The following is a 13,574-nucleotide window of genomic DNA, read 5'->3' on the forward strand; positions in this document are numbered from 1 at the left end:
AGCGGTCGGCCCGCCGCCCGCCCAGCACCAGCCCGGCGCCCGCCGCGGCGGCCACGCCCACCAGGATCCACAGCGCCGCGCCCGCCGCGTCCGCGCCGACAGCGGCGGTCGCGGTTCCGGCGGCTTCGGCGGTTGCGGAGGCGCCCATCGGTCAGCCGCGCAGGTCGTCTGCGGAGTCGGTCACGTCCACGTCGCGGGCGCGGAAGATCGCGATCGCCACGGCGAACCCCATGGCCATCTCCACCGCCATGGCCACCATCGCCACCAGCACCAGCACCTGCCCGTCGGGGCTCTGCGGCGAGGCGTGGAACCAGACGGCGGCCGCGGCGACCATGATCGCGTTGACCATCAGTTCCAGGCCCATCATGACCATGACGATCGACTGCTGGCTCAGTGCGCCGTACAGGCCGACGGCCAGCAGCGCTGCGGCCAGCAGCAGGAACGCCTCCAGCATCATCGGCCGACACCCCCGCGGACCGGGTCGTCCGGGCCGGAGCGCAGGTCGTCGCCGTAGCGGTCGTAGCGCCCGCGGTCGGTCGCCAGGACCACACCGGCGACCATGGTCGCGAACAGCACCAGCGCGGCGACCATCATGACCAGCATGTGCGGCCCCATGATGGCCGCGCCGAGCTGATGGGTGGGATCGGCCGGCGGCGGCGGTGCGGGCGCGCTCGGCCAGGGCACCAGCACGACTCCCGCAGCAAGTGCGCAGAAGACGCCGATGGAGATGGCCAGTGCACCCCGGTTGTTGTGCACCATCGTCATCGGCATCAGCCCGGCCGGGTTCATCATGAACATGATCATGAAGACCGCCATCACCAGCATCTCCATGGTCATCATCAGCACGATCAGCACGCCGAGGTAGGCGAGGCCGAGCAGCAGCACCGGCACCGCCGTGAAAACGAACGACGCCAGCAGCGCGAAGGTGGCCCGCGCCATGGAGTCCACGCGGAACACCGCGGCGGCCGCCGCCACCGCGGCCACCGCGCACACGGCGAAGACGGCCGTGGCGGCGGCGTCGGCCGGAATTTCCGGTGCCATGAGCGATCACATCCAACCCGCGACGACGAAAACGGACACGGCCAAGGCCTGCAGCAGCGCCAGCGGCAGCAGGATGAGCCAACCGACCTCGGCGAACCGGTCCATGCGCACGGTCGGCAGCCGGTGCGCTGCCCAGACCAGCAGCGCCAGCACGGCGCAGGCCTTGAGCAGCGACCACACCCAGCCCGGTAGCAGCGGTCCGGCGCCGCCGCCGAGGAACAGCGGCACCGCCATCGCCGCTGCGGCGGCGAGCATCAGGTGGCGGCCGGCCAGCAGGACCAGCCGGTCGGCACCGGACGCCTCGGCGGCGGCGCCCCCGGCAACATCGGCGCCGAGCGGCTGGTCGAACGGCGGCCAGAACGACATGGCCAGCGCCGAGACGAGGTAGACGATGAAAGCCGCGGGCATCACCGCGGCGAACCACAGTCCGTGCTGAGCGGCCGCGATGTCGCCGGCCCGCAGGGATCCCGCGCCCAGCGCGGCCGTGGTCAGCGCGAACATGTGCGGCAGCTCGTGGGACAGGCCCTGGCTCAGGAACCGGTAGCCGCCGACCAGTCCCCACACCGAGTTCGCCCCCCAACCCGCGGCCCACACACCTGCCCACAGCAGCACCTCCATGGCGTTGAACCAGACGACACCGATGGACAGGTCGGCGATCGCATGGCCGCCGAGCGGGATGACCAGCGTGGCCAGCACCGCCGCGGCCGGCACGGCCGCCGCCCTNNNGGCCGCCCCGCCGAGGCGGCCCAGCAGCGTGTCGGCGCCGGGGACCGTGCGCCGGCGGCGCACCAGCAGCCCGGCCGCTTCCCGCGCGGGTGCGGCCAGAGCGGCGGCCGCCGGGCCGCCGCCGGCGCGGACCACCAGCGCGGCCGATCCGGCCGCCGCCCCGTAGGCCAGCGCGGTGAGCAGTAGAGGGGCGAGGAGGATCCCCCACCACATCGCGGAGTCACCCATCGGCGGCCTCGGGCAGGTAGGCGGCGAGGGCCTCCGTATCGGGGTCGAGGGAGGCGACGATGAGCCGCACGGCCGCCAACTCCCGGCCGAGCAGCATCCCCGGCAGCGCGTCCACCGCTGCCCGGGCGCACTCGGCGCGCTCCCGGCCCAGACGCAGGGCGGGCGCCGCGGCACCGCCGGGCTGCGCGCTGGACGGCCGGCCGCACGGCAGCGGCAGTGTCGGGAAGGTGTCATGGGTGTCGGGGATGAGCACGGCGGCGATATCGTCCAGCCACCTCCCGACACGGGCGAGGACGTCGCCGCGCAGGCGGTCCGGCACGCCGGCGGGAGCGGGCCCGAGCCCGCGCAGCGACCAGCGCAGCGTCTGGGACCTCCGCAGCCGGCGCAACCACCGCGTGAAGCGCGGCCGCCCGATCGCGGGGGCGGCCGGAACGAGCAGTGTGTCGCGCAGCAGGCGTCCGGTGGCCGCCGCGCCGGGCAGGCCGGCGGTTTCCAGGAACCGCTGCAGCGAGTCGGCGGATGCGGCGGCGCGGAGCCGCGTGCCGGCGGGGGCGAGCGCCGTGCCGGAACTGTCGTCCCAGAACACTGCGGCGGACGGGTCGGCTTGCCGCGCGGGCGCCGGCGTGCGGATCGCGGCGTCCTGCACCACGTCGCCCTGCACGGTCAGCTCGGCGACCAGCCCGGCGGGCCAGTCGGCGTGCGCGGGCCCGATGGCGATGTGCAGCCGGTCCAACCGCAGCCCGTCGCGGTCGTCGCCGCGGTCTGCCATCACCAGTCCGCCGGGCAGGTCCATGCCGCCGTGGTCGTGGTGGTCGTGTTGGTGGCCATGGCCGGCGCGGCCGTTGCCGTGACCGCCGCCGCCCTCGCCGTGACCGGCACCACCCCGGTCCGGTTCCTGACCGGCACCGTCCGCCTGGTCGTGACCGTCGCAGTGATCAGCGCCGCCCTGGCCGTTGCCGCCGCCCTCGCCCGGCTCGCTGGTGCGGCTCTGTGCCGCGGCGCGCTGCGCTGCAAGGTCCCGCAGCGCGGTGCGGGCCGCGTCCAGGCGCTCGGCGGCCTCGTCGGGTGAGCGGACCCGGACGCGTGCCCGCGGTGCGCCGATCTGGTCCCAGACCCGCTCGGCCGCCGCGTCGACCGCTGAACCGGCCGGGCCGCATTCCACCAGCGTGTCGGCTTCGGCGGGGCTCAGCGCCCGCCGCAGGCCGTGTTCCCGCAGCACCCGCTCGACCGCCAGCCGGCTTCCGGTGCCGCCCGGCGCCGTCACCACCAGCGGGCGAGGCGCCGACACGCGCAGCAGCCACCCCGCCGGGCCGGTCAGGTCCATCGGAAGGCCCCCTCGCGCCAGGCGTAGACCACCGCGGCCAGCAGCACCCCCAGAAAGCCGAACATCTCGGCGACCGCGTGTATCCCTTTCTCCGCGACGACCAGCACCCACGGGTACATGAAGACCATTTCCATATCGAAGGCCAAAAAGAGCAGGGTGACGGCGTACCAGCGCACGTGGAACCGTGAAACGGCGTGCTCGGCGACCGGCATGCCGCCCATGTACGGTTCGCGCACCAGCGGGGCGATCGGGGGGCCGCCCACCCGGACGAGCGCGGCGATGCCGTGGACACCGGCGACTCCGGCGGCGGCGACGGCCAGGAGCGCGAGAGCGGGCCAGAAGGTGTCCACCGGGCTGCACCTCCCGTCCGTCCGACACTGCCGCGCCGGGGCCGCTATCCGCTGCCGCCGCGGTATACCGCCCGATCATGCCGCGCTTTCCGCGGCGGACGGCGCCCCCGGTCCGAACGGACACGCGCCCGGCTACCCGCTGCGTCCCTCCCGGGGCCATTCGCCGGTCTCGACCAGCTGCTGGGCCAGATCCCGCACTTTCACGTTGAGGTTCTGCGACGCCTGGGCCAACAGCCCGAAAGCCCGGTGGCTGGGAATCTTGTACCGCTCCATCAAGATGCCCGTGGCCTCCCCGATGTGCTGGCGGCTGCTCAGCGCGCTCCGCAGGTTCTCCTCCTCCTGCGCGCTGGCCAGCGCCACGGCCGCATGGGTGGCCAGTAGTGCGCCCTCATCGCGCGATGCGCGGGTGAAGGCGCGGGGTTCGCACGCGTACAGGTTCATGGCGCCCAATGTGTCGCGGTGCGTGAAGAGCCGGAACGAGAGCATGCTGTGCACGTCGAGTTCGCGTACCTGCGCCACAAAGCCCGGCCAGCGGGTTTCGGTGGCCATGTCGTCGATGGCGAAGACATCGTGTTCCCAAATCGCCGAGAGGCACGGCCCTTCTCCGCTCTCGTACTGGATCCGGTCGATGCGGACCGCGACCGGACCGCTGGCCGCCGGACTCTTGACGGCACCGCCCGCCTCGACAATGGACAGGGCCGCCCAATCGGCTCCTTCAACCTCCGAGGCCGCCAACCGGGCGATGCCGTCCAGCGTCGTCTGCACCGATTCCTGGTCCAGCAGGTCCCGTGCTATGCGGGCGAAGACATGTGACAAGTTCTCTCCGTCCGCCATGTCCGCCCCCTCTCGCTCAACACCGGAGCCGTCCGGCCGCCCGCGTGTCCGCCTCACATACCCCGCACGCCCCGGCGATCACCTCGGAACCGGCGCAGGGCAGCGCTCACTCCTGGTTGCGGAACTCCTCGATGCGGCGGGCGGCGCTCATTTCCACTGCGGCACCGAGCAGGTACATCAGGGAAGCGAGGAAACCCCCGATCGGCCAGCCGGCCGTGCTGGGCAGCACGAAACCCGCGAGGGCTGCGGTACCGGCGCCGGCGGCGATGGAGAAGAAGTTCAGCGAACTGCCCAGAGCGATGACCTTTGTGGGCTCTTCGTCATTGATCGGCCTGGTGAACACCCGCGTGGCCAGCGCCTCGATCGCCGCGAAGCTGACCACGGCCCCCAGCAGGAACAGGAACACCTGGCCGATCTGCGGTGAGCCGTAGGTGGCGGACAGCACGGCCAGCGCACCGGTGATCATCACCGAATACCCGTAGGCCCCCGAGTTGTTGCGCAGCGCCAAACGCAGCTCGCGCAGGTAGAGGGAGCTGGAGCCGCCCGAGTGGGAACCGGCTGATTCGCGTTCTCCTGCCATGGATTCTCTCGCGTTGCGTTGCCGTCACTTGCGGCGGAGTGAGCGCCCTGTGCGGATCGCCAGCCTAGGTCAATCGCCCGCCCTGCCCCCGGATGCGGGCGGGCTCCGGCGTGGTGGCCGCAGGCGGCGCAACCGATCCGATGGAGACCTCTACGCTGCCGTTTCCTGGGTAGCGGCGCAGCCATGCGAGCACTGGTTACGGGATGGTTCGGATTCCTGCACGGCGAAGCGACCGCGGGCGACACGGGGGCCGCGGCCGCGGTCAGTTCGGCGTTGGAGGAGGCGGGCATTCCGCACGATATCGGCCGAAGCCCCAACACCCGCATCAACGGGCCGATCCTGGAGGAGGTGACACCCGGCGAATACGACATGCTGGTCTTCGTCTGCGGACCGGCGCACGGCGCTCAAGTGCGTGCCCTGCACACCCGCTTCGCCCACTGCCACCGGTTGGCGGTGGGCGTATCAGTGATCGACCCCGCCGACGAGGCGGTGCGCGGGTTCCACACAGTGCTTCCCCGCGACGGTTGCACTCCCGTGCCCCTGCCCGACCTGGCCGCCGCGGCGCCCTGCAGCCCGGCGGTACCCGTCGTCGGGGTGGTCCAGGCGCCCGGCCAGCCCGAGTACGGCGACCGGGGCGACCACACCGCGGTGCACCGTGAACTCGCGCACTGGCTGACCGGCAAGGACTGTGCGCGGGTGCCGCTGGACACCCGGCTGGACGCCGCCGAGTGGGACCACTGCGCCACCTACCCGCAGTTCGACGCCCTGGTCCGCCGCGTCGACCTGGTCGTCACCACGCGGCTGCACGGCCTGGTACTGGCGCTGCGCAACGGGGTTCCGGCGATCGCGGTCGACCCTGTCGTCGGCGGCGCCAAGGTCAGCGCGCAGGCGCGGGCGCTGGGCTGGCCGGCGGTGGTCGTGCGCGATTCCCGCAGCGGTCCCGACGGCGCCTCGCCCTGGTTCCGGCAGCGCTTGGATGCGCTGTGGGGGTGGTGCCGGTCTCCGGCGGCCCGCACCCGGACCGGGTGGGCGGCGGCCACCGCGCGCCAGCGCTCGGCACTGATCGACGACCTGCTCACTGCGGTGGAGGGTTCGCAGGCGCCGGCGGGCTCGCTGCAGAGCGTGTGAGCCGCGGCCGGGTATTGGCGCCCCGGCGCGGGGTAGCGGCTCTCGTGTACGGCACTGCTTGGCCGGCTTCCGGGCAGCCGGGCACCGGTAGCGAATGGGGGGAAGTCCGACGATGGCCGGGGAATCCGCGGGCGGATCCAGGGTCGTGGTGATCACCGGGGCGAGCGGCGGGGTCGGCCGCGCCACCGCCAGGGAGTTCGGGGCGCGCGGCGACCGGGTGGCGCTGCTCGCCCGCGGCAAGGAAGGGCTCGCCGGCGCCGCCGAGGACGTGCGCCGGGCGGGCGGCACCCCGCTGGAGATTTCAGCGGACGTCGCCGACCCCGGCGCGGTCGACCGCGCCGCCGAACGCGCCGAGCAGGAGCTAGGTCCAATCGACGTGTGGATAAACAACGCCTTCACCGGGGTGTTCGCGCCCGTCAGCGAGACTGAACCGGAGGAGTTCCGGCGGGTGACCGAGGTGACCTACCTGGGTTACGTACACGGCACCAAGGCCGCCCTGACGCGCATGCTGCCCCGCGACCGCGGCACGATCATCCAGGTCGGTTCGGCGCTGGCCTACCGCGGCATCCCGCTGCAGTCTGCCTACTGCGCCGCCAAGCACGCCATCCAGGGCTTCCATGAGTCGCTGCGCTGCGAACTGCTGCACGACGGGTCGGGAGTGGCCACCACAATGGTGCAGCTGCCCGCCATGAACACGCCGCAGTTCGAGTGGGTGCTGTCGCGGCTGCCCCGGCACGCCCAGCCGGTGCCGCCGATCTACCAGCCGGAGGTGGCCGCACGCGCCATCGCCCGCGCCGCGGACCGCCCGCGGCCGCGCGAGTACTGGGTGGGCCGGTCCACGGTGCAGACGGTGCTGGGCAACCGGGCGGTGCCCGCCGTCCTCGACCGCATGCTCGCCCGCACCGGCTACTCCGCGCAGCAGACCGGGCAGCGCCGCTCCCCCGACCGCCCGGCCAACCTGTGGCAGCCCGCCGACCGGTCCGGCGGCCAAGACTTCGGCGCCCGCGGACCCTTCAATGAGAGCGGCCGAGCGGTCAGTCTCCAGCAGTGGGCGTCCCGGCGCAGCGGACGGCTGGCCGCGGCCGCGCTCGGTACGACGGCCGCCGCCGGCGCGCTGGCGTGGCGGCTGCTGCACCGGGCGCGGCCGCACGGGTAATGGCCCGCGGCGCAGGAAACACCACCTGCAAAGCCGGGTACCCGACCGGAGGGAGGGCGCCGGTTGTCCCTGCGCATCGAGGACTACGCACTGATCGGCGATACCCAGACCGCGGCGCTGGTCGGCAGCAACGGCAGCATCGACTGGCTGTGCCTGCCCCGCTTCGACACCGGTGCCTGCTTCGCGCAACTGCTGGGCGGCTCCGCCAACGGCTACTGGAGCCTGGCGCCCGCCGGCCCCCACCGGCTGGTGCGGCGGCGCTACCGCCCCGAAAGCCTGGTGCTGGAGACCGAGTTCCGCGACGACGACAGCGGCGGCACCATCCGCGTCACCGACTGCATGCCGGTCCGCGACGAGCATCCCGACCTCGTGCGCCGCGTCGAAGGCCTCCACGGAAAGGTCCGGGTCCGCTCGGAGGCGGTGGTGCGGCCCGACTACGGCTCCATCATCCCGTGGACCCGCAAGTACGGCCGGCGCCTGGAGTTCGTCGCCGGGCCCGACATCCTCTACCTGGACTCCGACACCGAGTTCGACCTCGCCGAATACGAATGCCCGTGGACCGAGTTCACGGTCGGCGCGGGCGAGACCGCCGACTTCCGGCTGGCGTGGGTATTTCCGCACTCGCCGCCCCCGGAACGCGTCGACGTCGGCCGCGCCATCGACCGCACCGACGAGTGGTGGCGGCAGTGGGCGCAGCGCTGCACCTACGACGGCGACTACCGCGACCAGGTGGTGCGCTCGCTGATCACCCTGAAAGCGCTCACCTACTCCCCCAGCGGCGGCACGGTCGCCGCACCCACCACATCGCTACCCGAGCAGCTGGGCGGGGTGCGCAACTGGGACTACCGGTTCTGCTGGATCCGCGACGCCACCTTCACGCTGCTGAGCCTGCTGCACTGCGGCTACGAGGACGAGGCGGTGGCCTGGCGCCAGTGGGTGCTGCGGGCGACCGCCGGCGAGCCCGCGCAGATGCGGATCATGTACGGAATCGAGGGCGAGCGGCGGCTGCCCGAGGTCGAGCTGGACTGGCTGGCGGGCTACGCGGGCTCGCACCCGGTGCGCGCCGGCAACCAGGCGTCCCGCCATTGGCAGCTCGACGTTTACGGCGAGCTGATGGACGCGCTGCACCAGGCGCGCACACGCGGTATCCCGCCGCACGAGTCGGCCTGGGAGCTGCAGCGTGCGCTCATGGAGTTCCTGGAGCGCACCTGGCGCGACCCTGACAACGGGATCTGGGAGGTGCGCGGGCCGCGGCGCCGGTTCACCCACTCCAAGGTGATGGCCTGGACCGCCGCGGACCGCGCGGTCAAGGCGGTCGAGGAGTTCGGGCTCGACGGTCCGGTGGAGCGGTGGCGCAGGTTGCGCCAGGAGATCTTCGACGACGTGTGCACCAACGGCTTCGATCCCCAGCGGGGTGCGTTCACCCAGTTCTACGGTTCCGACTCGCTGGACGCGTCGGTGCTGCTGCTGAGCACGGTTGGTTTCCTGCCGGCCAACGACGAGCGGATGACCGGCACCGTCGACGCGATCCGCGAGAACCTGATGCAGGACGGGTTCGTGCACCGCTACACCATGGACGGCGGTAGCCGCGACGTCGACGCCCTGCCGCCGGGCGAGGGCGCTTTCCTGCCCTGCACGTTCTGGCTCGCCGACAATCTGATCATGCAGGGCCGTGTCGACGAAGGCCGCGCGGTGTTCGAACGGCTGCTGAGCCTGCGCAACGATGTGGGGCTGCTGGCCGAGGAGTACGACACCGGCGCCGGCCGGCTCGTCGGCAACTACCCGCAGGCGCTGTCCCATATCGCGCTGGTCAACACCGCCGTCCACCTGCAGCGCCACCGGCACGGGCCGGTCGAACAGCGCGCCTGGACCGGGCAGAGCACAAGCGCCGGCGCCGGCGGGCAGGCGCAGAGCGGGGACGGCCGGCGGTGAGCGCCCGCGGCCCGCGTGCCGCCCGGAACCGCTGAGCCGCCCCGGCCCGGGCGGGTCTGTGCCGGGCCTGCGCGAGCGGCGCCTATGCCCTGGGGCATATGCAGGCGGCGACGAACAACCGATGCGGCCGCCGCCGCGGCACCCGTAGCGTCCTGTCGCACGATGACGACGATGGAGGTACGGGTGCTCACGCTACGCCACTTGACCAAACGCTACGGCGATACCGTCGCTGTCGACAACCTGACGTTCGAGGTCCGGCCCGGCAGAGTCACCGGGTTCCTGGGGCCCAACGGGGCGGGTAAATCGACCACGCTGCGGATGCTGCTGGGCCTGGACCGGCCGACCGCGGGCGAGGCCCTCGTCGGCGGCCGCGCATACGCCGAGCTGCCCACTCCGGCCCGCGAGGTCGGCGCGCTGCTGGACGCCGCTGCCGTGCATCCCGGCCGCACCGCCCGCGCGCACCTGCTCGCGCTCGCCCGCGGCAGCGGGGTGGCGCCCGCGCGCGCGGCCGAGGTGCTGGAAGAGGTCGGGTTGGCCGGGGTCGGGGGCAAGCGGATCGGCGGGTTCTCCCTGGGCATGCGCCAACGCCTGGGCATTGCCGCCGCGCTGCTGGGCGACCCCGCCACACTGGTCTTCGACGAGCCCGTCAACGGCCTCGACCTTGACGGGGTGCTGTGGATGCGCCGCCTGGTCCGCGACCTCGCAGACGAGGGCCGCACCGTCTTCATCTCCAGCCACCTGATGAGCGAGATGCAGCTGGTGGCCGACCATCTGGTGGTGCTCGGCGGCGGCCGGCTGATGGTCGACGCGCCGATGGCCGACGTGATCGCGGCGTGGTCGCACGCCCAAGTGACTGTGCGCACCCCCGACGCCGGGCTGCTGGCCGAGCGCCTGCTCCGGTTTCCGGCCGGTGCGGCAGGTGCCACCGGACCGGTCGAAGTGGACCGGGGCGCCGACGGCGAACTGCTGGTGCGCGGCTGCACCCCCGAAGCGGTGGGCGATGCCGCACACTCCGCCGGCGCGCGGGTGCACACCCTGTACCGCGAGGACGCTTCGCTGGAGCAGGCCTATCTCGAACTCACCGAACCCGCCGCGGCATCCGCCGCGCACCAAGCCGAGGAGCGCAAGTGACCGTGTCCGCCACGTCCGCCACCGCACCCCCACCCGACTCTGCCGCCGCGAACGGGCCGCCGCCCGCGCCCCGGGCCCGATCGGGCGCCCGGGTCCTGAGCCAGGCGATGGGCATGGAGTGGACCAAACTGGCCTCGCTGCGCAGCACCTGGTGGTGCCTGGGCCTGGGGCTCGTGGCGATGGCGGCGTTCGCGCTGTTCATGGGGCTTTCCACCCTCGACCGGTTCACCGAGGACCCCGTCGCCGCCAGTGAGTTCTCCTACACGCAGCTCACGTCCCAGGGCGTGTTCTACCTGGTCCAGTTCGTCGTGCTCACACTGTCGGCGCTCGCGGCCACCAATGAGTACGCCACCCGCGCCATCACGTCGACCCTGCTGACGGTGCCCCGGCGCGGGCTGGTGCTTGCCGCGCGCACCGCCGTCACCGCCGGTTTCGCCTTCGTTGCGGGCGCCGGTACGACGGCGCTGGGCAACGGCGTGCTGTGGGCCGTTGTCGGCTCCTACGCACCCCTGGACCCCGGCTACGCGGTGACCGCGGTACTGGGCGCGGGGGTGTGCATGGCGCTGCTGGCGGTGCTGTTCGCGGGCCTGGGCACCGCGATGCGCGGCACGGCGGCCACCATCGGCACGGGCTTCCTGCTGCTACTGGGCCTGCCGCTGGTGCTGCAGCTCAGCGGGCTGCAGGCGCTGAACGACGCCGCCGCCTACCTGCCCGGGATGGCGGGCATCGAGTTCTACGCAGCCGGCGATGTCGGGTTCTACACCGCGCCGCACGACGGCCCCATCAACATGGTCACCGTGCTGGGCTGGGCGGTCGCCGCCCAGATCATCGGCTGCACTGAGCTGCGCCTGCGCGACGCCTAACCGCCGCGGCACCAGCACGCGCGGCCGCGGCCCGTTCTCCGGGCCGCGGCCGCGCGGTTTCGGTATCAGGCCGTGCGGGGCGCGCGGATCACTCGACGAACTCCACCTGCGGATACTCGGCAGAGGGACCGTCGAGCAGCGGATCCTCCTCGCCGCGCACGTACTCGCCGAAGAACGCCGCAAGGTAGGCGCGCTGCGCCGCGACGCTGTCCTGGGCGTCGCCGGAGCCCACCGAAGCCGCGATCCCGTCCTCCCACGCCGGGCCGCTCGGGTGCAGTCCCGCTTCGAGCTGCGGGGCCATCCACTGAGTGTCGATGAAACTCATGTGCTCGGCGTTCTGCAGATGCAGCTCCGTGAACGGGCCGGTGGAGCTGTCGCGGAACATGCGGAAGTCCCGGGAGTGCTCGCTGGTGTGCGGGTCGCCGGTGCCGCCGGTGCGGCCGCCGGTGAAGAGCATGAACGGCCGGTCGGCGCCTTCGGTGGTGGCGTCGGCCCACTCCTCGTCGCCGACGTGGTAGGCGATGCTGCCGTCGAGGTCCGCGCCCGCGTCGATCCGGTCGTCGACAAGCATCGCCTCTGCGGCGGTGAGCCCGCCGGCGGAGTGGCCGAACATGCCGATCGACGACAGGTCCAGCGAGTTCCCGAATCCCTGCGGAAGCGGTTGGCCGCCCGCAGCGGGGTCGCCGCCTTCGGCGATGCGTTCCATGGTGTCCAGCACGAAACGGGTGTCGGCGACCCGGGTGGCGACCGCGGACCGGTAGGTCTTCGCCCCGAAGTCGGGGGCGGTGCCGCGGATGATGCGTCCGCTGGGCAGCTCAACCGCTGACGTCTCATAGGGGTGGTCCATGGCGACCACGGCGTAGCCCTTGCTCGCGAGGTCCGCCAGCTGGGCGGTCGCCTGGTGGCGCGACTGGTTGAAACCGTGCGAGTACAGCAGCACCGGGAGCTTCCCGGCCTCCTCGGCGACATCGGCGCCGGCCACCGCGCCGGCCGGCGAACCGGCGAAGTCGACGGCGTCGCGCGGCAGGCCGAGCTGCTCCAATTGCCCGGCCATGACCTGGGCGACGGCATCGGGCATGTAGGGCGCGGGTTCGCCGCCGCCGTCCGCTGCCGGGTACCAGACCGACACCATCATGTCGCGCTGCTCGGCGCCCGCCACCCACGGATGGCCGCGGCTGCCGTCGACCAGGTGCAGCGCGGCCCGGCCGACCTCGTAGGGGCCGGTGGGTTCGGGCGGGTGCAGCCGGATCGGTCCGGGATCGGCGATTGCGGCGACGGCGCCGGGAAGCGCGCAGCAGGCGGCGACGACGGCGGCGGCAGCGGTGTAGGCGGCGCCTCTGCTGCGGGCCGGGGAGAACGCGTTCTTGGTTGGCATGCCCGGCATCATCGCCGCGGGCGCAGCGCGGGCGCATGAACCGGAGGTCGGCGGTGTCCTATCCCTTTCGGCATAGGGGGTCGGGATGTTCGGTGTGCAGGGCGCCCCGCACACGGCGTGCGGTCGCACCGGCGTCATCCGGACTGCGGGAACGGGCCCTCGGCGACCAGGCCGGCCTCGTAGGCGAGGATCGCGGCCCGCACGCGGTTGCTCACGTCCAGCTTGGTGAGAATCGACCCGACGTGCACCTTGACCGTGCCCGGGACGACTCCCAGCCGGCGGGCGATCTCGTCGTTGGACAGGCCCTCGCCGATGAGGGCGAGCACGCCGCGCTCGCGAGCCGAAAGCCGGTCGGTCCGCTCCCGGGCGGCTGCGCCGCGCGACATGCGGCCGCCGGTGCCGGTGGTCCGGAGCTCGCTGATGAGCCGGTGGGCGACCTCGGGCGAAAGGTAGGCGCCGCCGTTGGCGACGGCTTGCAGACCCGCTGACAGCTCGCGGGGGTCGCCCGTCTTGAGCACGAACCCGCTGGCGCCGCCGCTCAGTGCTTGGGCGATGTAGGCGTCCTCGGAGAAGGTGGTCAGGATGACCACTGCGGTGTCGGGGAAGCGCTCGGTGATGGCGGCGGTGGCCTCCAGGCCCGATGTGCCGGGCATCTGCACATCCAGCAGGGCGATGTCGGGGCGGTGTTCACCGACCAGCTCGACGGCCGCGGCCCCGTCGGCGGCCTCCCCGACCACATCAATGCCGGGGTCGGCCGAGAGGATCGCGCGCATGCCCGCGCGGACCATGGTCTCGTCGTCCGCCAGGACGATGCGGATCACGGGCCTCTCCTCCATCCTCCGGGGCCGGCCAACGCAGGAAGCCTATCGGGGGCGGCTCGCCGCCCCCGCCCGCTGCCGCGGTTCG

General features: G+C 73.0%; 14 protein-coding genes. 5 read left to right on the forward strand and 9 right to left on the reverse strand.

The features are described 5' to 3' along the window. Positions 1 to 151: 151 nt before the first annotated feature. From nuoK to ACYVD5_RS11095, 7 genes are all read right to left on the reverse strand, one after another. Positions 152 to 457, reverse strand: a complete 306-nt coding sequence (gene nuoK / locus ACYVD5_RS11065) for an NADH-quinone oxidoreductase subunit NuoK (RefSeq protein ID WP_461000888.1) — start codon at positions 455 to 457, stop codon at positions 152 to 154. Next, entirely contained in the window at positions 454 to 1,041 is a 588-nt protein-coding gene (locus tag ACYVD5_RS11070; RefSeq protein ID WP_461000889.1) for an NADH-quinone oxidoreductase subunit J, read from the reverse strand. The genes nuoK and ACYVD5_RS11070 overlap by 4 nt, the downstream gene beginning before the upstream one ends. 6 nt (positions 1,042 to 1,047) lie before the next feature. Next, positions 1,048 to 1,995: an NADH-quinone oxidoreductase subunit H gene (locus ACYVD5_RS11075; protein WP_461000890.1), complete on the reverse strand. Its 948-nt coding sequence runs from the start codon at positions 1,993 to 1,995 to the stop codon at positions 1,048 to 1,050. After that, the gene (locus tag ACYVD5_RS11080) at positions 1,988 to 3,319 is read right to left on the reverse strand and encodes a hypothetical protein (protein ID WP_461000891.1); all 1,332 of its coding nucleotides are present in this window, start codon (positions 3,317 to 3,319) and stop codon (positions 1,988 to 1,990) included. Before ACYVD5_RS11080 ends, ACYVD5_RS11075 begins: the two co-directional genes overlap by 8 nt. Beyond that, entirely contained in the window at positions 3,310 to 3,669 is a 360-nt protein-coding gene (locus ACYVD5_RS11085) for an NADH-quinone oxidoreductase subunit A (protein WP_461000892.1), read from the reverse strand. Before ACYVD5_RS11085 ends, ACYVD5_RS11080 begins: the two co-directional genes overlap by 10 nt. 132 nt (positions 3,670 to 3,801) lie before the next feature. Further along, positions 3,802 to 4,485 (reverse strand): GAF and ANTAR domain-containing protein, encoded by a 684-nt coding sequence (locus tag ACYVD5_RS11090; RefSeq protein WP_461000893.1) that lies wholly within the window; start codon positions 4,483 to 4,485, stop codon positions 3,802 to 3,804. Positions 4,486 to 4,609: 124 nt separating this feature from the next. Next, a complete protein-coding gene (locus tag ACYVD5_RS11095; protein WP_461000894.1) occupies positions 4,610 to 5,083 on the reverse strand; it encodes a hypothetical protein in 474 nt (157 codons plus the stop codon). 183 nt (positions 5,084 to 5,266) lie between these two features. Here ACYVD5_RS11095 and ACYVD5_RS11100 point away from each other — a divergent pair, with 183 nt between their 5' ends. The 5 genes from ACYVD5_RS11100 (at position 5,267) to ACYVD5_RS11120 (ending at position 11,293) form a co-directional block, all read left to right on the forward strand. Beyond that, positions 5,267 to 6,211, forward strand: a complete 945-nt coding sequence (locus tag ACYVD5_RS11100) for a polysaccharide pyruvyl transferase family protein (protein ID WP_461000895.1) — start codon at positions 5,267 to 5,269, stop codon at positions 6,209 to 6,211. A gap of 112 nt (positions 6,212 to 6,323) precedes the next feature. Next, complete coding sequence (locus ACYVD5_RS11105; protein ID WP_461000896.1) at positions 6,324 to 7,367, forward strand: SDR family oxidoreductase; 1,044 nt, start codon at positions 6,324 to 6,326, stop codon at positions 7,365 to 7,367. Between the two features lie 63 nt (positions 7,368 to 7,430). Continuing rightward, positions 7,431 to 9,299 (forward strand): glycoside hydrolase family 15 protein, encoded by a 1,869-nt coding sequence (locus ACYVD5_RS11110; protein WP_461000897.1) that lies wholly within the window; start codon positions 7,431 to 7,433, stop codon positions 9,297 to 9,299. Positions 9,300 to 9,482: 183 nt separating this feature from the next. After that, complete coding sequence (locus ACYVD5_RS11115; RefSeq protein WP_461000917.1) at positions 9,483 to 10,430, forward strand: ATP-binding cassette domain-containing protein; 948 nt, start codon at positions 9,483 to 9,485, stop codon at positions 10,428 to 10,430. Beyond that, positions 10,427 to 11,293, forward strand: coding sequence for an ABC transporter permease (locus ACYVD5_RS11120; RefSeq protein ID WP_461000898.1), 867 nt, complete (start codon positions 10,427 to 10,429; stop codon positions 11,291 to 11,293). The genes ACYVD5_RS11115 and ACYVD5_RS11120 overlap by 4 nt, the downstream gene beginning before the upstream one ends. 88 nt (positions 11,294 to 11,381) lie before the next feature. Here the strand turns inward: ACYVD5_RS11120 and ACYVD5_RS11125 are convergent, their stop codons facing one another. Both ACYVD5_RS11125 and ACYVD5_RS11130 read right to left on the reverse strand, forming a co-directional pair. Continuing rightward, positions 11,382 to 12,668 (reverse strand): alpha/beta hydrolase family protein, encoded by a 1,287-nt coding sequence (locus ACYVD5_RS11125; RefSeq protein ID WP_461000899.1) that lies wholly within the window; start codon positions 12,666 to 12,668, stop codon positions 11,382 to 11,384. Between the two features lie 134 nt (positions 12,669 to 12,802). Then, a complete protein-coding gene (locus tag ACYVD5_RS11130; protein WP_461000900.1) occupies positions 12,803 to 13,489 on the reverse strand; it encodes a response regulator in 687 nt (228 codons plus the stop codon). Between the last annotated feature and the right edge of the window lie 85 nt (positions 13,490 to 13,574).

This window comes from Streptomonospora sediminis (assembly GCF_054778995.1).